This is a genomic window from Kitasatospora sp. NPDC057223, from assembly GCF_042669755.1.
Lineage (GTDB): Bacteria > Actinomycetota > Actinomycetes > Streptomycetales > Streptomycetaceae > Kitasatospora.
Genome location: NZ_JBHUWW010000073.1, coordinates 1 through 25,334 on the forward strand (window position 1 = coordinate 1; position 25,334 = coordinate 25,334).

Here is a 25,334-nt window from a genome sequence, read left to right on the forward strand (position 1 = left end):
GCCGACGCCTGCACACCCTGACAGGCCACACCAGGGGCGTGACCGCGGTGGCGGTGGTCGACGGGCCGGACGGCCCACTCGCCATCACCACCAGCGACGACCGGACCGCCATCGTCTGGAACCCCGCCGCAGGCCGACGCCTGCACACCCTCCAAGGCCACAACGACAACGTGAACGCGGTTGCGGTGGTCGACGGGCCGGACGGCCCGCTCGCCATCACCACCAGTTGGAACACCACCGCCATCGTCTGGGACCCCGTCACCGGCCGACGGCTGCACACCCTGGCTAACCACACCGATCGGGTGACGGTGGCGGCGTACGCGGTGGCGGTGGTCGACGGGCCGGACGGCCCGCTCGCCATCACCACCGTGTGGGATCGGACCGCCATCGTCTGGAACCCCGTCACCGGCCGACGCCTGCACACCCTGACAGGCCACGCCGGGAGCGTGACCGCGGTGGCCGTGGTTGACGGGCCGGACGGCCCGCTCGCCATCACCACCAGCGACGACCAGACCGCCATCGTCTGGAACCCCGTCACCGGCCGACGCCTGCACACCCTGACAGACCACGCCGGGGACGTGAACGCGGGTGTGGTGGTCGACCGGCCGGACGGCCCGCGCGCCGCCTTCCGTCGCCAGCCCGGGGGCGTGACCGCGGTGGGAGCGTTCGACGGGCCGGACGGCCCGCTCGCCATCACCACCGTGTGGGATCGGACCGCCATCGTCTGGAACCCCGTCACCGGCCGACGGCTGCACACCCTCCGAGGCCACAACGACAACGTGACCGCGGTGGCGGTGGTCGACGGGCCGGACCGCCCGCTCGCCATCACCACCAGCAACGACCGGACCGCCATCGTCTGGAACCCCGTCACCGGCCGACGCCTGCACACCCTCCGAGGCCACAACGACAACGTGACCGCGGTGGCGGTGGTTGACGGGCCGGACGGCCCACTCGCCATCACCACCAGCGACGACCGGACCGCCATCGTCTGGAACCCCGTCACAGGAGAAACCGTCCATCGCTTCCACTTGCCCTACAAGGGAGGATCCGTAGCTGTCTGCGGCCCAGGCCTCTTGTTGGCCTACGGCAGCGAAGTCGCCTACTTCGAATGGCCCCCACCGCACCTTGGATCTCCTTCCACGTGGTGATCTTCGCCGGCCTCCTGTGGCAGGTGATGATGGGGGCGAGGTTGCAGAGGGGCAGGTAGGACAGTTGGTCGTATTCGTAGCGGCAGGCGATCCGGCGGTAACCGGTGAGCCGGGCCGTGGTCCGCTCGATGGCCCTGCCCAGGCGCCGCTGGAGTTGAGGTGCTCGGTCCCGAGCAGTCGGGTGTTCTCCACCATGAGGCGTTGAACAACGTTGCGCAGTGCCAGCAGTTCCGCGTCTGCGCGTCGTATCGCGGACAGGGCCTGGTCGCGCTCCCCGCATAGGGCCTCGACCTCGGCGTCCTGGCCCGGTGTCGACACGAGACCGCCCAGCACGCTGTCGGCGAGGTCGCGTACGCGGACGGCGTGGAGTTCCGCTCTGGCTGCCTTAAGGTCCCGGCGCAAGGCGGAGTTCTGTTCGAGTCGAGCAGCATGCGGTTCGCCGTCTCCAGCGTCGCGTCCTGGCGGGCCAGTGCCGCCGCTGCGGCGCGGGGTCGGTCGCCGGCGAGGTACGCGCGGATGGCCTCCGCGTCTCGGCCCGCACGTACGCCTGGTTGACCCGGACCGGCCGGACGCGGGTGAGCGCCGGTACGTTCGGCTTGGCCGAGTCGGCAATGAGACCGGGAACGCCCAGTCGACGTGAACGCTCAACTGGCCGACTGAAGGCTTATCAGGTCTTGCGGCCCGGTTCCCGACCGCAGGCCCCTCTCCTGCCGGCCGGTGACTTTCCGTGGCTTCCAGTGGACGCTTTGCGACCAATTCTCCAGTCCTGCTAACTTTGGCAGATATTCAGCTGCCACTAGCGAAGCGGTGTTGATTGTGGCCACCTACTACCCGTTCGTCACGGCCGCCGGGCCTGGTCCTCACCTCGGCCTGACGCCCAAGCAGACGTTCTGCCGTCTGCCCGTCCTCGCCCCGACCGGCGGGCAGTTCCCCGCGGACGGTGACCTCGCCGACGTCCCCTGCCGGCACTGCCGCGAGGCTCTGGACACCTACCGGTTCCTCGCCTCCCGGGAGGACGAGCACACGCTCACCTGGAACCCCGAGCTCGTTCCGCACGGCCGCACCAGCGCACTGCACGCACAAGCCGCGCTCACCGCGACCGAGCTGCTGGCGCGCCAACGCGAGCGCTGCTGGGAGACGCCGGAGACACAGCAGCCGGAGATCCTGCTCGGCCTGCTGCGCGAGATCACAGGGGCCCGGCTGCTGCTGGGCGCGCTCAGCGACGACCTGACGCTCGTCCTGCGCGACCTGTGCCGCCCCGTCCCGTCCTGGGAGCGCATCGGCGAAGCACTCGGTGTCAGTCCCACCCCCGCCCGCCACCGCTACAACCGCGCCGCCGAAGGACGTCCCGACCGGCCAGTCGCCTGCAGCATCGGCACAACCGGATGCGGCGAACGGCGCCGCGCCCAGCTGCCCGACAACAGCAATCCGTGGAAGCACCACGACGAAGACCACGAAGCCAACCCGGAACTGCCGCAGAGGGACGACGACAAGTAGGCCCGGACCCGCCCCCCAACCACCCACCACCCGACAGACGAAGGAGAGCCCGCGCCGTGGACACCACGACCACCGCAACCGAGGACATCCCGGCCGGGCTGCGCGCCCAGGCCTCCCTCCCCGCCCAGGCCGAGCCACCCGTCCTCGCCAACCCGCTGCCGCTGCACTGGTTCCAGAAGGACGCGGTCGCCGCCGCCGTGAAGGCCGTGAAGAACGGCGGCCGGGCGACGATTGTCGCGGCGACCGGCTCGGGCAAGACGCTGATCGCCGCCGGCTGCGCGCGGCGCCTGGCGGCGAGGGGCCGGGTGCTGGTGCTGGTGCCGACGATCGAGCTGTTGGAGCAGACCGCCGCGTCCTGGTCGTTGAAGGGCGGGCGGCGCGGGTTGGCGGTGGCGGCGTGCTCGCGGGCCGAGGCGTTGGAGAGCGCGGAGGCCGGCGGCCGCGTCCACGCGCAGGTGACCACGCAGGCTGCCCGGATCGCGGACCTGGTCGCGGGGGAGAAGGCGGGCGAGCCGGTCACCGTCTACGCCACCTACGCCTCCCTGGAGCGCATCGTGGCCGCCCACAAAGACTTCGCGCTGCCCGCCTGGGACGCCGTGATCATCGACGAAGCGCACCGGACGGCAGGCGCCGAAGGGAAGGCATGGGCGGCGATCCACTCCGACGACAAGGTCCCCGCCCTGCGCCGCCTGTACTTCACCGCCACTCCGAAGATCGCCGACGACTCCAAGGCAAAGGCCGGGCTGGCCGACCTCACCGCCGACGGCGACGGTCAGGACGCCGAGGAACTGCCCGCGCTCTGCTCCATGGACGACCCGGCCGTCTACGGCGAGACCGTCTTCACCTGGACCCTCGGCCAGGGAATCGAACACGGATTCCTCGCGGACTACCGCGTACTCGTGCCCGTCGTCACGGACGAGGACCTGCGCGAACTGCTCAACCTGCCCGCCGTCGCCGACCTCCGCTCCCAGCGCTCCAACGAGGAACTGCTGCGCCTGGCCCTGCAGATCGCGGTGCTGCGCGCGGTCGCCGACCTGCAGCTGCGCCGCGTCATCACCTTCCACTCCCGCGTCGCTGGCGCCCGCGAGTTCGCCGCGACCATGGCGGCCACCGCCGAGCTGCTCCCCTTCGCGGACCGCCCGGAGCGGGTGACCGCCCTCGCGGTGGCCGGCACCGACAAGCTGAAGGACCGCCGGGCCGCGTTCGCCACCTTCACGGCCTCCACCGGCGTCGAGGAGGGCGAGGAGGGCGAGCAGTGCTGCATCATCTGCAACTCGCGCCTGCTGAACGAGGGAATCGACGTGGCCGCCGTTGACGCCATCGTCTTCGCGGACCCCAAGAGCTCGGTTATCGACGTCGTCCAGGCCGTCGGCCGGGCCCTGCGCCAGTCCTACCGGCAGGGCAAGGTGTCCTGGGTCATCATCCCCGTCTACCTGCCCACCCCGCTGGTCGGCGACGACACCGCGGCCGCCGACCCGGCCGAGATCCAGGACGCGGGCGAGGCCGTGAAGGCGGAGGCCGAGGAGGAGATCGAGGCGTCCTCCTTCCGCACCATCTGGCGCGTCCTGCGCGCCCTCGCCGCCCACGACGCCCGCGTCGTCGGCCGCATCACCGAGCTGCGCACGAAGCGGGCGGGGGAGAAGGACCACACCGTCGTGTCGGAGACCGGCGAGGACTCGGACACCGAAGCCGACCGGGACGGTGCCGAGCAGCCGGCGGGGGAGTCGCCAGTGGACTGGCTGCGGATCAACGCCCGCAAGCACGCCGCGCAGATCCTCCAGACGGTGAAGCTGCGCGCGTTCAACCCCCGCGCCACCGAGTGGCAGCGCATGCACGCCCTCGCGGCCGCGTTCCGCACCCGCCACGGGCACCTCGACGCCGCCGACAAGACCACCGACGGCAGCCTGGTCAGCTGGCTGGACCGCCAGCGCTACCTGAAGAGCACCGGCCTCCTCGCCCCCGTCCGGGTCAACGAGCTCGACCAGCTCGACATGATCTGGGACAAGCACGCCCACTCCTGGGAACGCGGCTACGCCCACGCCCGCGCCTGGGCCGCACTCCACGGACACCTCGCCATCCCGGCCCTGGAAAAGCTCGACGGCCACGGCGTCGGCGCCTGGATGGCCCGCCAACGCAAGAACACCAAGCTCACCGCCACCCAGGACGCCAAACTCACCGCGCTCGACGCGATGTGGCGCACCGACCCGGACTGGAACCGCTCCTACCGCCGCCTGCTCGCCTACCTCACCGCAGGCGGCACCCTCAACGGCCCGGCCAAGCGCACCGGCGGCGAAAGCGACCCCACCTTCCGGCCCGGCGCCTGGCTCACCCGACAGGCCAAAGCCCGCGCCGACGGCAAGCTGACCGACCAGCAGACCACCCTCCTCGACGCCCTCCAGCCCTGAACCGGCACCCACCCGCCCGAAGGGAACCACCCGTGGACGACGACCAGCACAACCAGCCGTTCCCACTGGCGCTCTACCGCCACAACGGCGAGCTCATGATGCCCGCCACCCACGTCACCGCCCTGCTGCGCCACACCGCGGAGACCTTCCGGATGTGGCGGGTGCGGGGCGAGGTCCGGATGGACCTGCTGACCACCGCCCGGCTGTACGACTCCCTGGTGCAGTACGCCGCCGATCTCGATGCCTCCATCGCCGTGGCCGGCGCGCACGGGCAGCCCGGTGCGGACCCGGCGGCGGACCGCGCGCGGGCGGACGAACTCGCCCGGTACCTGGCCGAGGTGACCGGCGACTATCTCGCGGCCGGCGACCCGTCCCCCGCACCGGCTGCCGGCTGACCCCGCCGTCCCGGTGCCACGGCCGGGACGGGCCGCCTCCCGAAGGAGACGCGTGACCACCACCCACACCACCCAGCAACCGCCGACGATCTCCTGGTACGCACAGTGGGAATGCGGCTGCGGCGACGGAGGGGACGCACTGTTCGAGGACGGCACCATGGTCGACGCCGACCACGACTGCGACGCCGACGACGGCCCCGACATCAGCTGGGAGGGCCGCGCCGAGTGCACCTGCGGCTGGTCCCTGGAGACCCAGTTCACCGACGGCGACTACGTCGAGGCCGACCACGACTGCGACACCGACCAGTAGCACCACCACCCACGGGGCGGCCCGAGGCACGGGCCGCCCCCTCCCCAGTCCGTGAAGGAGAGACGCGCATGCGCGGCCCCGGCTACAACCTGGTGACCGACCTCCTGGTGGCCGCCGGCCACACCCGCGAGCAGGCCTCGGCAGCCGTCGCCCGGATCGAGTGGGACGTCCTCGACTGGGCGCAGGGCACCGTCGACAGCACCGGACTGCACTGTCCTGACGGCACGTCCGACAACTACGTCGACGGCTGGTACGACGGCAGCGTCGCCGCGAAAGCCCGGCTGGCCGAGCACGCCGAGCGGGCCCGCGTCGAAGCCCGGCGCGGCGGCATCGCGGTTCCCCCCGGTCCGACACCACCCGATCCCGCGCCGGTCGTCCCGGCCCCGGCGAATCCCGGCCAGGTGCTCGGTACGGCGCGGGAGCTGTTCGCGGGCCTCGTCGGAGAGCAGCCGCACGACGACGAGACGACCGACGCGGTCTTCGACGTGATCCAGTGGCTCTTCGACGGCCCCGACTACACCGCCACCCTCACCGGCTTCGTCCGGGACCGGGAGCGGGACCTGCGCGCGATGTACCGCGACTACGGGCACGGCACCAGCCACGACCGCGACCCGGACGGGTGGCCCGGACCCCGCTACGTCCTGGTGCGCCAGCCCGAGAACCTGGCCCTCGCCGAGCTGCTCACCCGCCGGCCTCTCGCCCTCGCCCAGGCCTGGAACGGCACCCTGCCCGACGTCCTCCTGGACGACATGGCCACGGCCTGGCCTCACCGCAGCTGACCCGGCCACCAAGCGGCCCGCCACCGGGCTGTTCTCACCTCTGATCCCGCCGACCCGGAAGGCAGCACCCGCGATGACCGACACCACCCGCCCCACCCCGGATCCCGCCGCCGTGCCCGGCCGGCTGGAGCTGTCCCCGCACAGCAGCCGGCCCGCGCCCGCCGACCGTGACCTGGGTCGGGCGAACCTCGACTCCCTGCTGCTGCGCGGCGCGATCTGGCTGCGCTGGTCCGGCCACGACGGCATCCGCACCCTCCACCACGGCGCCGGCCTCGCCCGCGGCTGGACCGAGCGGGACGTCGACGGCCTGGACGGCTGGGTGGCCCTGGTGGAGGGCCGGATCGTCCTCGGCGCCCGCCCCGGCCACACCGCGCCGGAGCCCCTCGTGCACGCCGAGGCGTGGCAGGCCGGCGCGACCCTGTACGACGCCCTCGCCCAGCACCCCGCCGACCAGGCCCAGGGCGAGGACGACGGCGACCGGGAGCACCCGCTGCTCGGCGACGTCCGCAGCAAGGTCCGCCGCCGGGCCGCCGGGACGACCCTGGAAACCATCCAGCAGGCCCTGCACGAGGCCCGGGACGACGAGCGGATGGCCGACCGGTACGCCGACGCCGGGGACGAGAGCGCCGCCGCCCTCGACGAGTGGCAGCGCGTGCACGACCACACCGCCGAAACCCGCGCGGAGCGCTACGACCCCGCCCACGACACCGCCCTCCAGCACGCACTGCGCTTCGAGCGCCACCGCAGCGACGTCGCCGCCCTCGCGGGGGCGGCCGAGTACCTGGAGATGCAGCGCACCGACAGCGCCCACCGCCACCTCGCCGGCCCCGCCGCCCAGCCCCTCTACACCGCCCTCGACCGCGCCGGCCTCCACCCCCTCAGCGAAGCCGACCACCACGCCGTCCGCGACCTCACCCACCACCTCGACCCGGCCACGCTGCACCAGGTCATGACCTGGCTGGAGCGCACCCGCACCACGGCCCTCGCCCTGCGCGGAGAACAGGCCCCGCCCACCCGGCCCACGGTGCGCCGTAACCACATCTAAGGGGAACCACCCCATCCGATCGCCCGCCGGCCTGGAAGACTCTGATTCAGGTGATCACCGTGGCCAGGCAGACTGGCATGGTGGTAGTCGTCGTCCTCGTCCGTTACACCTGCCCGGACCCCGCGGAAGACGACCAGGCCTCCACCACGGCCAACGCCTCGCGCGCGGTGCCGCGCACCATCTCGTCCTCGTCATGCTCCGCCACATCCGTGAGCACGGTGACGGTCCCGGCCTTCTCAGGCCACAACAACGCCAACAACTTGACCCCCGCCACCCGCAATACCCCTTGCGGGGCGCGCCGCGCATACTCACAAGCGATGGGGTAGGCCACATCCGGGAACCGCACCGCCAGCACGTGCAGGGCGTTGCTGCGCACCATCTCGGTGGTGTCGGTGGTGGCGGTGAGGACGGCCTGCCGGGTGTCCTCCCGGTCTGGCCAGCTCTCCCCCAGCACCTGCAGGGCGGTGCTGCGCACGTCCTCGTGGGTGTCGGTGGTGGCGGTGAGGACGGCCTGCCACGTCTCTTCCCGGTCTGGCCACCGATCCCCCAGCACCTGCAGGGCCTTGCTGCGCACCATTTCGTGGGTGTTGTGGGTGTCGGTGGTGGCGGTGAGGACGGCCTGCCACGTCTCTTCCCGGTCTGGCCAGCTCTCCCCCAGCACCCGCAGAGCGTTGCTGCGCACCATCACGTTGGTGTCGGTGGTGGCGGTGAGGACGGCCTGCCACGCTTCTTCCCGGTCTGGCCAGCTCTCCCCCAGCACCTGCAGGGCGGTGCTGCGCACGTCCTCGTGGGTGTCGGGGGTGGCGGTGATGACGGCCTGCCACGCTTCTTCCCGGTCTGGCCACCGATCCCCCAGCACCTGCAGGGCTTTGCTGCGCACCATTTCGTGGGTGTCGGGGGTGGCGGTGATGACGGCCTGCCACGTCTCTTCCCGGTCTGGCCACCGATCCCCCAAGGCGTGCAGGGCGTTGTTTCGCACCATTTCGTTGGTGTCGGTGGTGGCGGTGAGGACGGCCTGCCGGGCGTCCTCCCGGTCTGGCCACCGATGCCCCAAGACGTACAGGGCGTTGCTGCGCACCATCACGTGGGTGTCGGTGGTGGCGGTGAGGACGGCCTGCCGGGCGTCCTCCCGGTCTGGCCACCGATGCCCCAAGACGTGCAGGGCTTTGCTGCGCACCATTTCGTGGGTGTCGGTGGTGGCGGTGAGGACGGCCTGCCACGTCTCTTCCCGGTCTGGCCAGCTCTCCCCCAGCACCTGCAGGGCGGTGCTGCGCACCATCACGTTGGTGTCGGTGGTGGCGGTGAGGACGGCCTGCCACGCTTCTTCCCGGTCTGGCCACCGATCCCCCAGCACCTGCAGGGCGGCGCTGCGCACCATTTCGTGGGTGTCGGTGGTGGCGGTGAGAACGGCCTGCCACGCTTCTTCCCGGTCTGGCCAGCTCTCCCCCAGCACCTGCAGGGCGGCGCTGCGCACCATTTCGTGGGTGTCGGTGGTGGCGGTGAGAACGGCCTGCCACGTCTCTTCCCGGTCTGGCCACCGATTCCCCAACACATTCAGGGCGGCGATACGCAGATGTGAGTTCCAGGGCAGATATGCCAGGAGAACGGCCTCGTGGGAGTCGCGGCTCAGCGCTGCGGCAACCTCCCCCGGAGAAAATCTCTGCGGCACCGTGGAGCACGCAATGGCCGCGTGGTGCCACCGCAGGTAGCGCTCCCGGCCGTTCCAGAAGCGGTCGAAGGTGCCCAGAGCCGGCACCGCCTCACCGACTTCCAAGTACGGGCGACGGCGCAGGGTAGCGGTGAGGTGGTCGATGACGGCGTCGCTCTGGGCGGCGACCGACAGGTGGGGGTCCGTGGTGCCGGGAGTGGGGCCGATGTCCTTGATCTCGGCGAGGACGCGGATGGCGAGCATCAGCATCGGAGCCCACCATGAGTCCGGGTTCCTGCGGTGCTGGTAGAGGAGGCGGGCGAGGAGCGCCGCCACGTCGCGCTGTCTGAGGCCGCCGGCGGTCAGGAGCAGGACCTCGTGCCAGGCCGGGTCGCTGGCGCGTTCGGTCAGCAGGTCGACGAGTTCGTCGCGGGTCCATTCCTCCTCGGCGCGGCGGCGTAGGAGGTCTCGGGCGGCGAGGTGTTCGAGGAAGGTGCGGTGGACGAAGCCGTAGATCCCGCCGCCGTAGTGGGCGAGGAGGAAGTTGCGGGTGCGCAGGTGCTCGACGAGCTGATCGGCGGCGACGTCGGCGGCCGGGCGGCTGATGCCGTGGTCGGTGAGGAAGGCACTGATGAGGCCGGTCAGCTCCTCGTGCCGGATGAATGTGCCGGCGGGCCGTCCGGCGCCCTCCTGCATGCGCCGGGCGACGCGCTCCAGCAGCATCAGGCGCCGGCTGACGTCAAGCCACTCCAGCGCGGCGGCGGCCTCCGCGCCGACGGGGGACGGCGGTTTGAGGAACTTGGCCTCCTTGTCCCACCGCTCGATCAGCACCTCCACCGCGTGGGCGTAGACCTCGCGCCGCTCACGCGGGATGGTCCGGCCCAGCCCCATGGACGCCAGGACGGTCAGCAGCAACGGATTCCCCGCCAGTTCCGCAACCGCCCGCACCTGCCGTACCGCGCCGAGGAGGCGCTGGGTGAGCTGCGAGGCCAGGGACGGGTTCTGCGGATGGGCGGCGGTGTACCAGCGGCGCACGAACTCCTCGACCTGCCCGCGCTCCAGGTCCTGCAGGATCACCTGAGCGAAGCCGCTGCCCGTGAACTCGCCGGCCCGGTAGCCGTACTCCCGGGAGGTCACCACCGTGCGGACCTCGGGGTGGGCGGCCGCGAACGCGGTGATCCGGCGTGCGGTGTCCGCCCGCACCTCCGGGTCGAAGACCTCGTCGAGACCGTCGAACAGCATCACCACCCGCCCGCCCGCGAGCAGCTCCGCCAGCACCGCCTGGGGCAGGGCCATGCGCTCCTGGACGTGGATGTGTTCCAGGAAGTCCTCGAAGGTCCGCTCCCGCCACTGCGCCTGGGCGTACTTGCGCAGCTCCACCACCACCGGCACCAGCCCGGCCAGACCCGCCAGCTCCGGCGGCGTCTCGTGCAGGCCGCCGGCCAGCGCGAGCGCCAGGTACTGCGTCAACGTGGACTTGCCCGCCCCCGGATCGCCGAGCACCACCAGGCGCCGGCCCTCCTCGCCCGCCAGGACCTCCAGCACCGGCTTCGCCACCTGCGCCCGGTAAGCCTCCCGCAACCGGGCCGCCTCCGCGGCCTCCGTCCCCGGTGGCAGCCCAGTACTACCCTCGCCCGGTCCGTCGGCGGCGAGCAGGCGGCGCCACTCGCCCGGAACCTGCGCCGTGTACGGGCGCGCCAGCTGCGGCATGAACACCTGCCGCAGCTCGATCACCGCCTGCTCACCGGCGCTCCCGGACGGCCCCAGCACGTCCAGGTTCAACCGCCGGTACACCTCGCGGACCCGCCCCCGGTACGTCTCCACCGCCGCGGCCACCTCGGCTGCCTGTGCCTCCGCCAGCGCGGCGGCTTTCCGTCCCTGGGCGCCGCGCTCGGCGTCGCGCTCCGTGCGGGCGTCCTCCAGCAGCTCGTCCCACTGCGTTCGTCGCTGCTTGAGCCACCGGGCCTGCACCGTCCCGTTCTGCTGGAGGGAGTCCTCGCCGGCCCACGCGGACCACACCGCCACCACGGCCAGCAGCACCTCGCTGTCGTGCGGCACCACCATCGCCGCCGCCCGTCCCGCGGGCGGAACCCAGGCGCTGATCCGCTGCCCGCTGAAGTTTTCCGCCCTTGTCAGGCCGGTGCGGTGCACCGCCTTCTGCAGCTCCGCCTGCCCGCAGTTGCCGCCTACGGCCTTGCGTGCCCGCACGGCACGCTCCCGCAGGTCCAGCAGCCTCGAATGCAGCGCCTGCCGCTTCGGTCCCGCTGCCCGCCCGTGTTCCGCCCCTGCCATCGCCCCGCACCCCTCGTCTGCCCGCATCCGGTGCCCGCCCTGCCCGCAGCGGGCACCCGAGCCCTCAGCGGTCCGATACCGCTGACCAGCAGCGTAAGGCCCACCATGCCCTCCCCGCCCGCGACTTCGGACACCCGCACCCTCTGGATGGGAGCTTCGGACCAACGCCGGGCCCGGCATCCGACAGTGCACCGACCACCCGAAGGGGGAGCACTACCATGAACGACGACCTCACCCACAAGACCCGCCCCACCACCGAAGCCGACAACGACGCCGGAACCGGACCCGGACCCATCGCGCAGGCCGGCCCGCTCGGCCCGACCGAACCGGCCGTGCCCACGACGGGGGAGCAGGACCAGCCGGCCCGCGACTCGCTGCTCCGCCAGGCCGGACGCGCAGCCGTCCTCTCTCTCGCCGGCACCCCCGCGCTGCTCGTGGCCGCCGTCGTCGAGCGGTGGCTCAGCACCCGCTGACCCTGCGGCCCGGGAGGAGGCGTTGGTCGTCAAGGCCTCCTCGGATGACCGGTTCATGCTGGAACGGCTGGTCAGAAACATGAGCGTGGCGGGTCGCAGGTACTCCTCCCGAACGGGGCTGACCAGCCGTGTCGAGGACCTACGGTCAGTCAGCCGGCCGGGGCCGCCGGGAGGCGCCCATGGACATCACTGCTGTCAGGCGCCGACGGCTGCCTTGCGCTTGGCGGTGGTGGCGGCAGGGTGCAAGGACTCGGTGCCTGCCACCGGCTGCTCGGCGTCGCGAGGGAGAGGGGCGCCGGGTGGTTGGTGCCTCGGTCGAGGCGCCAGCGTCGCTCCCGGCCCGCCGTCACTCGGCAGCTCCACCCCTGACCCGCACCGAACCCGTGCTGCCTCCCGCCGAAGGGAGGCAGCACCACTGCGGCCCGGCTTCGCGGGCGGTGCGGTCCGAGCGGCCCTGGTCGCAGTGCCCATCTTCGCGAGCCGGCCGGTCGTCCGTCCGTCCGTCCGTGTGAACCGTGCGGCGCGTTGCCCGGTGGTTCGGAGACCCGGCTGCTTGGCTGTCCGCGGGCAGACAGAGCGCCCGACCGTCGTCTGCCGCGCGGCCCCGAACAGGCAGCCGAGTTCGGTCCCAAGCCTCGGCACTCTGGCACCACCGCAGCATGATGCCGTCGACCCGCTCACACAGCGCGTCGCCGCCCGGGGCCCGGCTGCGCGTGCACGGGATCGGCGATGAACGACACCACCCCCCAGCTCCAGCACCTGGCCAAGCTGCGCACCAAGGTCACCGGCGAGAAGTACCGCGCCGCACTGGAACGACTGCTGCACACCTGGGAGCCCGGCCAGCCCGTCATCCCCGCAGCGTCCACCGTCGAGCAGGCCCGGCTGGAGAGCACCGTGCTGCACCGCGGCCGGGGCCTGTCCACCGTCTCGGCGCACCCGATGGGCATCCGGTCCCTCCACCCGGAGGCCGGCCTGCTGACCATCACGCTGGAGCCCGAGCCGTACGCCGTCTCGCACTGGGCACAGGCCCTGCTCCCGGTCGACCCCGGCCCGGACAACCTGATGCACGGCGCCGGCGGACTGCGCTACACCACCACCAACCACCACGTCCTGCTGACCCAGCTCGCCACCGGCGCCACGATCAAACTCACCGGCTTCCCCGTCCACTGGTGGGAGCGCGCAGCCGCCGCCCTCGCCGAACAAGCCCTGAACACCGGGGACCACCCCTGCTTCCGGTCCCCGGACATCTGCCCGGCCGAGCGCGACATCGAGCAGTGGCGAGCAGCCCGCAGAATCGACCCCCACTTCAGCAGCGCCCTGCTGCGCCGGATCAACGTCACCGCGTTCCCGGGCGGCTACGGCGGCAGCGACCTCTGGTCCGACCCGATGCGGCCGGGATGGAAGTGGAAGCTGGAGATGATCGGCGCCCCCGATCACGCCCGGATCCTCAAGCTGCTCACCCACCCCCTGGTCGGCCTCGATCTCACGGTCACCAGCCGCCGATGCCACTGCTCCGAGCCCGACACCGATCGGTTCGGGCTCGGCAGTGACCGCTCCGGCTGCACCATGCAGCTGGCCAGCGCCGACGGGCTCCGCAGGTTGGAGGTGCGGGACCTGCGGTGGACCTCGGGCCGCAAGGCCCAGGAGCGGGCGGCCGGGAACAGGGTGGAGGAGAACGCCTTGGCGTTCCAGGCCTACGTGTAGCCGGACGGCAGGGGGCGGCGAGCCTGCCGGCCCGCCGCCCCCTGGACTGCAGGGCGTTGGCGGATCGCTAGGATCGGGCACCCGCATCAGGTGGAGGAGACATATGGCCGAGGTGCCGCCAAGCCGCGTCGAGTGCTGGTGTTGCTCGAACGGGTTGGTCGTCTTCTGCGTCGACACCGGGGCGATCGCTTGCTGCTGGAGTGCGAGGAATGCATGTCCGGCAGGTGGGCGCCTCCGGGCGAGGGAGAGCAAGAGCCCGGTTTCCTCACGACCGATATGCTCACGCGCCCGGCGGCCCTCGCCGAGATCCAGGCCATCGGCTGGGAACACCTCGTCGACGGCTCCTGGGACTCGTGACCGCGTGTCCGTCCGGCCCCTCGGGACACGGCATCGGGCGTCAGGCCCACCGGAGGAGAGCGGGCATGTTGCCGGCACAGCGAAAGTGAGACGACAGCGGTGAACGACCCTGTTCGCGAGCTGGCCCGCCTGCTCTCCCGGCCCGCCACCACGGCACCGCCCAAGGACTGGGCCGCCGTCGCCCGGCAACTGGGCACCGACCTGCCGTCCGACTACAAGGCCTTCATCACCACCCACGGCGGCGGCTACGTCGACAGCTACCTGTGGATCCTGGAGCCGGGCTGCGCCAACGGCAACTACGACCTCGTCGACAACGTCGAGGAACGCACCGAGGCCTTCGAGTACCTCTGGGACGGCGACGAGGACAGGCCCCGCGAGATGGAGGAGGACGGTGCCCGCCTCATCCCCTGGGCGTCCACCGACAACGGTGAATTCCTGTACTGGCTGGCCCGCCCCGGGCAGGACCCCGACACCTGGACCGTCATGGTCAACGAAGCCCGCGGCAGCGACTGGGAGCACGTCGACACCGGCTTCGCCCCCTTCCTCCTCGCTGTCCTGGGCGGCACCCTGCGCTCCGAGATCCTCAGCGACCGGTTCCCCACCACCCCCCACGACTTCCGCCCGGCCGGCGACTTCGTGTAGCTCACAAGGTGACCGAGGCCGGGGATGGCGTTGCGGCAGCGTCGGGCGCCCGTCGGTGAGGAGCGCTCTGGTGTGACTCAGCACGCTACTTGTCGCTAACCGCGCTACTCGACGTGCGGTTCTCCGGGCGGGTCAGCACGACAACTGTCGACGATTCAGCGAGGTACCTGACGGCTGGCGGCTTGTCAGCTCGCCGACGGCCGTATGTGGGGGGCGGGGACATGGATCCCATTCCAGCCCCGAGCTGGATGCCGGGGGCCTTCCACACCCGCCCCCCATAGCCGCGAGTCCCTTACGATCTCCGTCCGGCCCAACATGAGGAACCGTACAACGAGGTACCGACAAGGCCGTCGGGTCGGACTCACCTCGTCTGCGAGATGACGCCCGCCCTGGACGACAGATTCCGCGCCGATACGACAGTTAGCGTGCTGAGTCACATCTGGGCTACTCGGTGCATTCCGCGATCCGGGAGTTCAGCTTCGCGATCTGTGCGGTGAGTCCGGCGACGTGGGCGCGGGCCTGGCCGACGGTGCGCGCGCCGGCCCCGGCCAGCTCGTGCGCGTCCCGGGCGGCGGCGCGGGCGTCTTCGAGGTGGCCTTCGGCCGCCGCGAGTGCCGCACGGGCGTCTTCGACGGCGGCCTCGGCGAGGGCGGTGTCGTGATCAGCCTGTTCCGCGCGGGACCCGAGGTCCCCGGCGCGCTCTTCGGCGTCCCGGGCGGCCTCCTCCGCGGCCTCAGCCTCGCCGCGCAGCCGCTCGGCGTCGCGCCGCAGTTCCTCCCGTTGTTCGGCGCGCCGCGCTGTCGCCCGGGACGACTTCCTTTCGGGAGCGGCCCGCTGCGGGGTGGCGGCAGGAGCCGGCGCCTGCGCCCTGTGGGGAGAGGCGTCCGGCGGGGCCGGGAGGGCGGGGGAGGAGCCAGGGTGGAGCGCGGTGGTGAGGCGTCCGAGGGCTAGTCCGCGGGCGGCCTGCTCGTCGGCGAGGGCGGCCTGCAGCGTCTCGGCCAGCTCCTCCTCGGGGCCGCTACCGACCTGGTGCCCGGCGGCCCGGGCGTCCTCACGGGCCTGGTCCACCAGCGCCGCTACGACCTCACGGCGCTGGACGAGGAGATCCCGTAGCTGCGCGCCGGCGAGGTCGTGCTGGGCGCGGCGCAGCGAGTGGCCGAGGCCGGTGAACGCGGTGATCTGGTCGTGGTGGTTGCGGGTGAGTTGGTTGGCCATCCAGGCGGCCGTGGTGGGTTTGCGCAGTCTCTTGATCCGGCGGGTGAGGTCGCGGTCGCCGGCTTGCCGGGCCCGGCCGGCGGCGGCGTCGCGGGCCTTGGTGAAGTCGGCGGGCGCCGGGGCGTTGAGCTGGTCGGCCACCTCGTCGATGTCCACTCTTCGGTCCGCGCGGTCAGGAGGCGGATCGCAGGTGGCGGCCGCGTGCGGCCTTCTCCAGGGCGTGCTGGAGTTCGTCGCGGGTCATGGTGGAGCGGTGGGGTAGGTCGAGTTCGGTGGCCCGCTGGTACAGCTCCGTCTTCGTCAGGGCGGACAGGTCCTCGCGCCGTGCCGCGGCGGCGCCGGTCTGCTTGCCCGTCGCGCTGGTCGCCGTCCGGGCCCGCGCGGTGGTGGCGGTGGTCTTCTTGCCGTCGGCGTCCTTCGGCCGGCGCTGCGCGGAGCGGCCCGCCGTTGTTGTCCGCTGCTCGCCAGCGGTCCGCCAGCCTTCCGCACCGGTCCGTGCGTTCGGCCGAGCTTGTTCCCCGGCGGTCTCGTCCTCGGCGGTTGCGGTCCCGGACGCTGCCGTGCCGCTGGGCTTGGCGCTTTCCAGGCTGCGGCTGAGGACCTCCATGAGGTCGAGGACGTTGCTGGGCTTGGGGGCGGCCTCGGGGGCGGTGACCGTCTGGCCGGCCTGTTTGGCGGCGATGAGTTCGTGGACCTTCTCCTCGAAGGTGTCCTTGTACTGGTCGGGGTTCCAGTCGACGGCGAGCATGTCGATGAGCTGCCCGGCCATCGCGAGCTCCCGCTCGGACACGGTCGCGGCGTCGGCGGCGGGGAGGGTGGGGATCTCGGTGCGGGGGTCGCGGACCTCGTCGGCGAAGTGCATGGTGTGCGCGGTGAGGATTCCCCGGTCCGCGCGGACGGCGGTGAGGTACTCCTTGCCGCGCATCGCGAACAGGGCGATGCCGGCCCGATTGGCCTTCTCCAGGGCCTGCTGCAGCAGCGAGTAGACCTTGGCGTAGCCCTTGTCCTTGGGGCCGAGGTAGTACGTGGTGTCGAAGAACGTCGGGTCGACCTGGTCGAGGTCGACGAAGCCGCTGATCTCGATCGTCTTGGAGCGGCCGGGGGAGAGCTGCTCCAGTTCCTCCGGCTCGACGATGACGTACTCGCCCTCGGCTACCTCGTAGCCCTTGACGATCTCCCCGAAGGGGACTTCCTCGCCGGTGCGCTCGTTGACGCGCTTGTTGCGGACCCGGTCGGAGGTGCCGCGCTGGATCTGCCGGAAGGACACGGTGTGGTTCTCCGTCGCCGCGTAAAGGGAGACGGGGACGGAGACCAGGCCGAAGGTCAGGATCCCGCTCCAGATGGGCCGGGCCATGGCGGGGCTCCTCTCGGACGGGCACCGGCGGCCGGCACCCGGGACGGGACCCCCCTTCACCTCCAGTTGTGCCACGCCGCCGGGCCGTGCGCCACGGATCGCGGCCGGAAGTGGCTGACGTTTGATCAGTCGAACAATTGATCGAATAATGTGGGCATGGCCTCCACCGACCCGCTCTCCCGCACCCGGCAGGCCGGCAGCTTCACACTGCCGGGCCTGCGGTGCGGGTCGGGCCGGATGCGGCAGCGCCGGGGGAGTGCGGGATGACGCGCGACCGGGCGATCCTCCACCTGCACTTCACCCGGCCCTCGTTCGAGGTGTACGCGCAGCTGTTCACCGTGCTCGCGGACGTCTGCCCGGTCGTTCAGGCCCTGCCGCCGGAGGATGCGCTGATGGACGTCACCGGTGCGCTCGGCTACTACGGCCGCACCCCGGCCGGCCTCGCGGACCTGCTGCAGACCCGGCTGCTCGCCCGCTACGGCCTCACCACCGTGGCGATCGGCGGCGGTCCGAACCGGATGCTCGCCACGATGGCTGCCGAGACCTGCGCGCCGGGGGAGGCCCTGATTCTGGACGCCGATCCGGTGGCCGTCGCCGGGTTCCTGCGGGCCCGGCCGGTGGAGGCGCTGCCGGGGGTGGGCCCGGTGCTTGCGCGGGGCCTGCACCGGTACGGGGTCGGCAGTGTCGGCGACGTCGCCGGCCTGCCGCTCACGACGCTCCAGCGGATCGCGGGCGCCAGCACCGGCCGGCTCCTGCACGACCGGGCCCGGGGCATCGACCCGCGCGGCGTCACGGTCGCGGGACCGCCGGCGGGCATCGCAGCCAGCCGCCGCTTCGAGCGCGACGTCCTCGACCCCGACGTGCTCCGCCAGGCGCTGCTGGCCCTGGCCGTCGACCTCGGCGCCCGCCTGCGGGCCGCCGACAAGACCGCCCGCGCCGTGGAACTGCAGATCACCTACGCCGACCGCTCCACCACCACCCGCTCCCGGACCCTGCGCGAATCAACCGCCCACACCCCGCTCCTCCAGGACACCCTCTACGCCCTGTTCGCCGGACTCGGCCTGCAGCGGGCCCGGATCCGCGCGGTCACCGCCCGTGTGAACGGCCTCGCCGCCGCCGAGCACGGCTTCGTCCAGCTCACCCTCGACGCCGCGACCGAGAACAACCGCCTCCTGGAACCCGTCATCGACCGCGCCAACCACCGCTGGGGCACCGGAACCGTCCACCCCGCCACCCTCACCAGCCCCGAGCACCGGACCACCCAGCAGGACCGCCGGCCCTCCCGCCACCGGGCCGCGTCATGAGGAACCGACCGCCGAAACCGGCAGCCCGGCGAAGCGGGCGCTCACGGGTTGCGCGGGTGGCCGAGCAGCGTGGGCGGACCCAGGCCGAAGAAGAACGCGAGCGCGTACGGCGCACTGTCGGGATCCCGCGGCCGGGCGTCGAAGCACGCCCAGCTGCAATACCCCGTCGGATTCCACCTGCACAGTTCCCGGCACTCACCGCAGGTCATGACCGGCGCCGGATCACCGGTGGCACGGTTCATCGCGATCACCCGCTCCGCGTCTCGCCCCGCCTCAACGGTACGACCCGCCGGCGCCCCCGCCCGGCAACGACCGGACACCCGGTGGGCACCATAGACCCTCCGATCCGCCCGCCCGCGGGCTGCGCCCCTCACCTGGACGCCCCGCTGCTGCCGGATGTCGCGGTGGCGGGCGTGCCGGACCACGGGGTGGCGTTGTGGCGGATCGTGGAGGTGCGGGTGGGCGGCTTCTGGGTTCCGGGGGTGCTGAGCGCGTGGCGGCGCCTGCCGCTCGGCTGGGCCGGCCACGTCCGCTGGAGTCCCGGACCCTACGGCGACGCCTGGATCCTCTATGCGCCGTGGTGCCTGCGCCCGGCCGTCCTCCTCCATCCCGCGCCGCCGGCGCCGTCCGTGTCCGTGGCGCGGTCCCGGCCGCCGGGCCCCGGCAGCGCCCGGCAGGGACGGCGGCCGGGGCCCGGCGGCGGGGATGGCGTCAGCGGGTGAGTACGTACAGAACCAGCAGTTGCAGCCCCGAGTTCAGCAGGTTGCCACCGGCCTGGGCGAGTACGCCCTCGGCGATCCGCTGCACCGACCGCCGCACCGGCCCGGCCGCCGCCGGCACCGCGGGCGCCGGACCGGCCGGGTACTTCCTGCGCTCGACGCCGTCCCAGACCGGGGTGTTCTGCGTGTCGTCCATCGTTGTCCTCCGTTGCGTCGGTACCTGCGGGCAGGCCGGTCTCCGAGGGCAGGGCCCGGGCGCAACAGGGCGCCGTGGGCCCGCTCCTGGCGGCCTGTGACACCGGAAGCTAGACGCGGGAGACAGCCGGTCAAGAGGGTTCCGCCACGAGTTTTCCGGGACCACGGCCAGACGCCGGGGCCCGGCGGCGCGGGCGGAGGGTACACCCGTAGTTGCGCGGGTCAACTCCCTGTGAGCAGGCCGTTCGCTGCGCGCCGGTTGCCCCGGGCCGGGCCGTGCACGGGGCGCCGGCGATCCGCGGCGTCCGGCGTCGTGCCGGTGGCGGGTCCGGTGTTAGAACGGGGATACGGTTGCGGCCATGACTCCCGGCGATCTTCAGCAGACACTTCTGGCCCGTCTTGTGGAGATCGGGGGTGTGGAGTCGGCGGTGGTGTGGCCGGGCCGCCCCTACGGCCTGGTCGTCACGCTCAAGGACGCGGGTTCGGTGTTCTGGATGGTGTCCGGGGCCTCCGGCGTCGCACCGGCGGCCGGCGAGGGCGAGCGCCTGGCGCCGCAGCCGATGCCGGACCTGGGCGGAGGGAAGGTCGCCACCGCCCAGGTCGAGCAGGCGCTGCTGACGGCGCTGGCGGCCGGTGACACCGACGGGCAGATCATCCGCGCCGACCGGTTCAGCACCAGGCCCGTCCCGCCGGCCGTCGGCTACGGAATTACCGTGGACATGACAGATGGATGGCGGCTCTTCGTGGCGTGCGTCGGCACGGCCCGGCGGGGCGAGGAACTGCGCACCAGCCGTCACTTCCAGCCGGAGTCCGAGGTGTAGGCGCCGCCCTCCGGGCCGGTACCTGCGGGCAGGCCTGTCCCCGGGAGCGGGGGCAGGCCCAACCGAGGGTGCCGTGGGCCCCCGGATCCTGCAGCGGGGCCCGCTCAACAGACCGTCATCGGCCTCGGCCAGCTCCGCTACGTCGTCGAGCAGACTTTCGCCCGGCTCCACCGGTTCCAACGCCTCGACAAGCAACCGGCCTGACCGTCGTCCTGGCCCGACCGGGCTGCACTTCAGGAGGCTTCGAGCGTGCTGACTACGGCTCCGTTCCTGCCCGGGAGCCGGCGGGTTCACCCGGTTCGAAGGGGCTGAGGACGAGAGATTCGTCGGCTCCTGCGGCGATGACGTCGACCAATACGGTGCTGTCGTCCGCGAAGCGCAGAGTGAAGACCGGATCGAGCTGCATCAGGAAGTCGAAGCCTTCCCTGTCGGACTCCGACAGGGGGCTGTCGGTCATGGCAGCGCCCTTCCATCTCCCACCGGCCACAGAGGTGGTCAGGGTCACGCGGAAGCTGCCTAGGCATGTCGATGGGTTGGCCCACCATTCGAGCGTCGCACTGCCGTCGTAGCCGTCCATGCCGAAAGTATGGCGGGGAGCGCATCTCCGGCAGACAGGACCATGACCCGCACCCACAAGATCGCATTACGGGCTCTTAGCGCGGTCACCGCCGGCCTCACCCTGGAATGGAACTCCGGGAAGGTCGAAGGCCACGTCAACAATCAAGACCCTCAAGCGCGCCATGGTCGGCCGGGCTTCCTTTCGGCTCCTCCGGATCCGTATCCTCACAAGTCGCCGCTGAAGTGCGACGGTGCGACTCCCGGAGGAACGATGGGATGGTCGGTTGGACCGCGATTCCGCGCCTGGCGTGCACGGAGGCGGGGATGGGATGCCGATCTTGTAAGGGCCATGCGCCTGCCTGTCCCACGGGCAGTTCAGGAACGTGCCCGTGAGCTCGTCCACCAAGGAGCGATCAAGGAAGCGATCGAGGAGATCCGCACATCGACGGGTTACGACCGCCAGGACGCAAGGGGCGTAGCCCTCGCCTTGCTGTTCTCGCTGACGGTGCCGGCCGGACGACCGCGCCCGCTCGGGAACAAGCGAGCCAGCACCGCCCCTTGATCATTCACGCAACTCCGGTCAGAGCCGTTTTGAACCTCACTCCTGGGCCCGGCTGCACCGCGTACCTCGACCAGCTCGGTGCGAGGGCACGTGGTCTTCCCGCCGAAGCCCGCAGCGGCATCGAGGCCGCGGCGGCCCGGGTGACGGAGGATCCGACGCCGGAGGCGGCCCAAGCCCTGCTCGAAGCACGGTGGGTGGCGGGAATCGCGTAGACGGTCCGGGCTTGGCGGTCAGCGGGCGGACCAGATCGGGCAGCCGGACACATGGCGGGTCAGCACGACCACGGTCCCGCCGTCGGTGATCTGCCGATCGTACGAGGGCCTGCAGCAGGCCACCGGCGCCGGGGGCGTCGCCCGGACGGCGGCAGGGGGCTCGTCCCGGTCCGGCAGAGCGGTGCGCGGCCACACGGCCTCCACGCTCAGCGGCCCGGACCGGCGAGGGGAAGCCCGGCGGTCGACCTGCTCGATGGGCACCCCGAGAGCTCGGGCCCGGGCGTGGAGACGGCGGCGGTCGCGGCGTTCGGACATGGAGATACCCTGCACCCTCCAGGCCCGCTCACGCCAACAGCCCACGCCGCCCGTGTCCGCGGCCGGAGCGTTGGTCGCCTTCCCGATGCCGGCGCCCCGAAGAGAACCGTGAGCATGCCGGGGATGACAGCGCCTGCGCCAACGGGACGAGGCGCTGGTGTTTCGCTATGCGCCGGAGGACAGTCGGTTTGCGGCCTGGTCCCATGGCTGGGGCTCGATCAGGTCGTCCCTGTCGAAGGCGTCCTCCTCGAACCAGCCCGTCCCCGCGAGCCATGTCTCCAGCCACGCTGCGAGGCCGGCGGAGTCGAGGAACCAGCACTGATCCCACGATCCGCCGCTGTACGGGTTCGGCTCGAAGAGCAGGACCTGACCGTCCTCACTGAGACAATCAACGCCTGCGTACATGGCGCAGCCCCAGGTCAGGATCGGTACGACGCCTTCGGGCCACTCCGGGTGCTCCACTCCAACGGACGCCTCACGTCGCGTCAGGTATTCGCCGGCGACGCTGGAACCCGGACCAAGCAACGGCAGCAGGCGATAGTCAGGGCCGAAACCGCCGTCGGCGACCTCGCGATAAAGGCGCGAAAGTAGGGGATGCAGTGCGAAGCCCAGTTGCGCCTCGGCCTCCGCGATCCGGGCATCGCCGGCAGGCGCGGGAAGGCCCGTGCTGTCGGATGCAGCCCGGATGGCAACGCGTTGCACGAGGTCATCAATGTCGATCATGACCGTGATGCTGCCAGAGCCCACCGACATGCCGCAGCAGGCGACGTTCGCCCCGTTCTTGCCGGCGGAGTGGGGACCGCAGGGACACGTAGTCTCGCGGGATGCATTCTCACCTGAGCTTCGAGAACCCTCCCGCGCTGCCTCATGGGGTCGCGGCCGAGACGGTGGAGCGGGCCCTGCGTGACCGCTCGCACGAGGGCGAAGCGGCGGAGGCCCTGGTCGGAATCGCCTTGAGCGACGACGACCGGGAGTTCGTCGAGCACTGGTGCGTGGAAGTCGGGAGGCGCGCCGTGTCGGGCAGTCCGCTTCTCGGGCTGGCCGGCCTGTGCCTGGGCCATACCGCTCGACGCTTCGGCCATCTCGGCGACGACGCCCTCTCACTGGCGAAGTCGCTTGCGGCTCGTGCTGAAACGGACCCGGCAGACGTGGATGGTCGGGCTCTCGACGGTTATGACGACGTCCGGAGCTTCCTGCGCCTTTGGTGACGCCGGCTGGCGCCGTCGCCGGTCAGCCTCGCGCTTTCATGACGGCCATGTCCCTGGGCTTGTCGCGAGTCCCTGCCAATGCCGGTGAGCTGAGCTGATATCTGGGGTCCGATCACAGCGTGAAGCATGTGGGGTACGGGGCCCGACGGGAGCTTGCCCGCACGATATCTGGGGGGTGTTCAGGAACGGTTGCCACCTCTGGCGCCTGTCGGCGGTCGAACGTCAGATCCAAGAGTTTCGACCGAAACGCTCCGAGACCTCGGGGCCGCGAGCGGGACAGCGGTTTCAGGCACAATCACATGTCGTGCCTACCCCTCCTGATCCCTCCGTTCTGTACCCCGACGTCGCGGCCTGTGGCAGCCTCGCCACAGCGCTCCGGGCCAAGGCGAAGAGCTGCCTCGATGCCGTCCCAGTCACGTCCCCAGATTCCGCTCCGCTGCTCCACGTGACCGTCGCGAGCACCCTGCCGCACCGCGAGCCGCTGCAGATCAGCGCCTGGTCGCACGAGCGCCGGTGGTCGATCCGCGGCACGGAGCCGTTCCAGGGCATGCCCCTAGTCGACGGCACGACGGACGACCTGGCGGAGGTCGCCAGAGCCGCCCGAGCGTGGCACGACGGCGCGACGCTGGACGACCTCCGCCAGGCGGCACCCTTCGTACACCTGACCGGCCGGTTCGAGGTACCCGACCACGATCCCGCGCGCCTGACGGAATCCGAGTGGCAGGGCAGGCGCCAGGAAGCGGCCGAACTGGAGTACGACTGGCAGGAGCCGTACCAAACCCTGATCGAGGCGGCGTACGCCGAGCCTGCACTGCGCGCCCTCTACCCGTTCACAAGCCACTGGGCGCTGCGCTTCTCGACCACCACCCGCCCGCACCTGACCGTCGTCGGACCGTGCCTGACCGCGGGCAGCGACGGCACCTACGGGCTGGGCAACGGCTTCATCACCCCCGACCTCGGCCTGTTCCCCACAGCACACGAGGCCGTGGCCCTGGCCGTGCACCACCTGCCGACTGGTCTCCGCCCGATCAAGCTCGACGGCTGATTGACCAGGACAAACGTTTCGGTCGAAACGTTTCCTGCACCTACCTCACGTGCCTGCAACCTCTACGCACAAGATGACGTGCGCAGATGCCGACTGGACCCCAGATAACAGCGGCCCACCCCGACGTACAGCCGTTGTCCACCGCGCGACAGGTGGTCGCCGAGACCGACCGCGTCACCCTGGCCCTCGCTGCGGCCAGCCCGGCAGGCGGTCAGCGGGCGGACCAGATCGGGCAGTGGGCCATGTGCACGGTCAGGACGTAGACGTCGCCACTGTCCCAGGTCCGGCGGACGCGGGGCGCCAAGCAGCACCCCGTCTCCGGTGCTGCCACCTCCGCCTCCACCGATTCCAGCTCGGCGGCGCACTGCGCTGCCGTGGCGCTACCGGCAGGCGGTGGCACGGGTCGGGCACCCACGGCGGGCGCCGGATGTTCGCGGGCGTCCGCGCCGGCCGTCCTCTCGACCCCCGCGCCGAGGACGGGAGTGAGGGCGCGGACGCGAGAACGGCGGCTACGTCGTTGGGCCAGGCCGACACCCTGCCCGCTCCCGTCCGCTCCACCGCCCGGCCGCGTCCCGACAGGCCGTCCGTGTCGCGCCGCTGAATGATCGTGGCGGGCGGGCACCACTGGCGGTGGCCCGCGGTAGCGTCCACGGATGAGCACCGCTGGCCTCCCCCTGGATGACCTGGTCGAAGCTGCCGTCGAAGACCTCGTCGCGACAGCGAAACCCGACGCGGGCCGCTGGCTGATCGCCGAGCTGGAGCACCGGGGGACCGAGGCACTGTGGGCAGCGGCCCTGCAACTGCTGCGCCCGCTCGCCGCGCGGCCTGCGTACGGCCTGCCCGAACGCGAAGGCGCCGTCCGTCTGCGGGCCAACGCCAAGGCCGCCGAACCCGCCACCGCCCTGGTACTGGAGATCCGACTCGCCCTCTGGGAGCACGGCGAGAACGAAGCCCGCCGGCTCTGGGACGAAGCCGCCCCCGAGCTGCGCCGGATGGCGGTCATGCACTGGCTGATCTCGTACTCCTGGGTCTTCGGGCATCACGGTGTGATGCTGACCCCGCCGCAGGCCGTCTCCCTGATCCGGCGCGCCATTCAGCGCCCTGATGCCGGCAGCACCGAAGGCTGACCCG

The 25,334-nt window shown here is 71.9% G+C and carries 21 protein-coding genes; 15 read left to right on the top strand and 6 right to left on the bottom strand.

Annotation, left to right across the window (positions count from 1 at the left end; all coding sequences use genetic code 11):
- The 7 genes from ACFUK0_RS23975 to ACFUK0_RS24005 form a co-directional block, all read left to right on the top strand.
- Nucleotides 1–1,148: WD40 repeat domain-containing protein (locus tag ACFUK0_RS23975; RefSeq protein WP_380253467.1), on the top strand; the 1,148-nt coding region annotated here is incomplete at its 5' end.
- 810 nt (nucleotides 1,149–1,958) lie between these two features.
- On the top strand, nucleotides 1,959–2,645 hold the full coding sequence (locus ACFUK0_RS23980) for a hypothetical protein (protein ID WP_380253469.1): 687 nt from the start codon (nucleotides 1,959–1,961) through the stop codon (nucleotides 2,643–2,645).
- 56 nt (nucleotides 2,646–2,701) lie between these two features.
- Nucleotides 2,702–5,050: a Helicase associated domain protein gene (locus tag ACFUK0_RS23985; RefSeq protein WP_380253471.1), complete on the top strand. Its 2,349-nt coding sequence runs from the start codon at nucleotides 2,702–2,704 to the stop codon at nucleotides 5,048–5,050.
- A 32-nt stretch (nucleotides 5,051–5,082) separates the two neighbouring features.
- On the top strand, nucleotides 5,083–5,445 hold the full coding sequence (locus tag ACFUK0_RS23990; protein WP_380253473.1) for a hypothetical protein: 363 nt from the start codon (nucleotides 5,083–5,085) through the stop codon (nucleotides 5,443–5,445).
- Between the two features lie 52 nt (nucleotides 5,446–5,497).
- Nucleotides 5,498–5,755, top strand: a complete 258-nt coding sequence (locus ACFUK0_RS23995) for a hypothetical protein (protein WP_380253475.1) — start codon at nucleotides 5,498–5,500, stop codon at nucleotides 5,753–5,755.
- A 68-nt stretch (nucleotides 5,756–5,823) separates the two neighbouring features.
- Nucleotides 5,824–6,534, top strand: a complete 711-nt coding sequence (locus ACFUK0_RS24000; RefSeq protein ID WP_380253477.1) for a hypothetical protein — start codon at nucleotides 5,824–5,826, stop codon at nucleotides 6,532–6,534.
- 73 nt (nucleotides 6,535–6,607) lie between these two features.
- Nucleotides 6,608–7,579 carry a hypothetical protein gene (locus ACFUK0_RS24005; protein WP_380253478.1) on the top strand — a complete coding sequence of 324 codons (972 nt, stop codon included), beginning with the start codon at nucleotides 6,608–6,610 and terminating at the stop codon, nucleotides 7,577–7,579.
- 103 nt (nucleotides 7,580–7,682) lie between these two features.
- Here the strand turns inward: ACFUK0_RS24005 and ACFUK0_RS24010 are convergent, their stop codons facing one another.
- The gene (locus ACFUK0_RS24010; protein ID WP_380253480.1) at nucleotides 7,683–11,435 is read right to left on the bottom strand and encodes a HEAT repeat domain-containing protein; all 3,753 of its coding nucleotides are present in this window, start codon (nucleotides 11,433–11,435) and stop codon (nucleotides 7,683–7,685) included.
- Between the two features lie 302 nt (nucleotides 11,436–11,737).
- Here ACFUK0_RS24010 and ACFUK0_RS24015 point away from each other — a divergent pair, with 302 nt between their 5' ends.
- The 3 genes from ACFUK0_RS24015 (at nucleotide 11,738) to ACFUK0_RS24025 (ending at nucleotide 14,695) form a co-directional block, all read left to right on the top strand.
- The gene (locus ACFUK0_RS24015; protein ID WP_380253482.1) at nucleotides 11,738–11,992 is read left to right on the top strand and encodes a hypothetical protein; all 255 of its coding nucleotides are present in this window, start codon (nucleotides 11,738–11,740) and stop codon (nucleotides 11,990–11,992) included.
- A gap of 729 nt (nucleotides 11,993–12,721) precedes the next feature.
- The gene (locus tag ACFUK0_RS24020; RefSeq protein WP_380253484.1) at nucleotides 12,722–13,696 is read left to right on the top strand and encodes a hypothetical protein; all 975 of its coding nucleotides are present in this window, start codon (nucleotides 12,722–12,724) and stop codon (nucleotides 13,694–13,696) included.
- Between the two features lie 456 nt (nucleotides 13,697–14,152).
- Entirely contained in the window at nucleotides 14,153–14,695 is a 543-nt protein-coding gene (locus tag ACFUK0_RS24025; protein ID WP_380253486.1) for an SMI1/KNR4 family protein, read from the top strand.
- Nucleotides 14,696–15,139: 444 nt separating this feature from the next.
- Here ACFUK0_RS24025 and ACFUK0_RS24030 read toward each other — a convergent pair whose 3' ends face one another.
- Both ACFUK0_RS24030 and ACFUK0_RS24035 read right to left on the bottom strand, forming a co-directional pair.
- Nucleotides 15,140–16,066, bottom strand: coding sequence for a hypothetical protein (locus tag ACFUK0_RS24030; protein ID WP_380253488.1), 927 nt, complete (start codon nucleotides 16,064–16,066; stop codon nucleotides 15,140–15,142).
- A 16-nt stretch (nucleotides 16,067–16,082) separates the two neighbouring features.
- Nucleotides 16,083–17,264, bottom strand: coding sequence for a Ku protein (locus ACFUK0_RS24035; RefSeq protein WP_380253490.1), 1,182 nt, complete (start codon nucleotides 17,262–17,264; stop codon nucleotides 16,083–16,085).
- A gap of 263 nt (nucleotides 17,265–17,527) precedes the next feature.
- Between ACFUK0_RS24035 and ACFUK0_RS24040 the strand changes: the two genes are divergently transcribed.
- Nucleotides 17,528–18,568, top strand: coding sequence for a hypothetical protein (locus ACFUK0_RS24040; RefSeq protein WP_380253492.1), 1,041 nt, complete (start codon nucleotides 17,528–17,530; stop codon nucleotides 18,566–18,568).
- A 711-nt stretch (nucleotides 18,569–19,279) separates the two neighbouring features.
- Here ACFUK0_RS24040 and ACFUK0_RS24045 read toward each other — a convergent pair.
- A complete protein-coding gene (locus tag ACFUK0_RS24045) occupies nucleotides 19,280–19,483 on the bottom strand; it encodes a hypothetical protein (RefSeq protein WP_380253494.1) in 204 nt (67 codons plus the stop codon).
- A 358-nt stretch (nucleotides 19,484–19,841) separates the two neighbouring features.
- Here ACFUK0_RS24045 and ACFUK0_RS24050 point away from each other — a divergent pair, with 358 nt between their 5' ends.
- Nucleotides 19,842–20,303: a hypothetical protein gene (locus ACFUK0_RS24050; RefSeq protein WP_380253496.1), complete on the top strand. Its 462-nt coding sequence runs from the start codon at nucleotides 19,842–19,844 to the stop codon at nucleotides 20,301–20,303.
- A gap of 256 nt (nucleotides 20,304–20,559) precedes the next feature.
- Here the strand turns inward: ACFUK0_RS24050 and ACFUK0_RS24055 are convergent, their stop codons facing one another.
- Both ACFUK0_RS24055 and ACFUK0_RS24060 read right to left on the bottom strand, forming a co-directional pair.
- Entirely contained in the window at nucleotides 20,560–20,880 is a 321-nt protein-coding gene (locus ACFUK0_RS24055) for a hypothetical protein (protein ID WP_380253498.1), read from the bottom strand.
- Between the two features lie 1,235 nt (nucleotides 20,881–22,115).
- Nucleotides 22,116–22,673 carry an SMI1/KNR4 family protein gene (locus tag ACFUK0_RS24060; RefSeq protein ID WP_380253500.1) on the bottom strand — a complete coding sequence of 186 codons (558 nt, stop codon included), beginning with the start codon at nucleotides 22,671–22,673 and terminating at the stop codon, nucleotides 22,116–22,118.
- Between the two features lie 101 nt (nucleotides 22,674–22,774).
- Between ACFUK0_RS24060 and ACFUK0_RS24065 the strand changes: the two genes are divergently transcribed.
- The 3 genes from ACFUK0_RS24065 to ACFUK0_RS24075 all read left to right on the top strand — a co-directional run bounded on the left by ACFUK0_RS24065 (nucleotide 22,775) and on the right by ACFUK0_RS24075 (nucleotide 25,330).
- A complete protein-coding gene (locus tag ACFUK0_RS24065) occupies nucleotides 22,775–23,158 on the top strand; it encodes a hypothetical protein (RefSeq protein WP_380253502.1) in 384 nt (127 codons plus the stop codon).
- A gap of 445 nt (nucleotides 23,159–23,603) precedes the next feature.
- The gene (locus ACFUK0_RS24070) at nucleotides 23,604–24,203 is read left to right on the top strand and encodes a DUF6193 family natural product biosynthesis protein (RefSeq protein ID WP_380253504.1); all 600 of its coding nucleotides are present in this window, start codon (nucleotides 23,604–23,606) and stop codon (nucleotides 24,201–24,203) included.
- Between the two features lie 653 nt (nucleotides 24,204–24,856).
- Complete coding sequence (locus tag ACFUK0_RS24075; protein ID WP_380253506.1) at nucleotides 24,857–25,330, top strand: hypothetical protein; 474 nt, start codon at nucleotides 24,857–24,859, stop codon at nucleotides 25,328–25,330.
- Nucleotides 25,331–25,334: the final 4 nt, after the last annotated feature.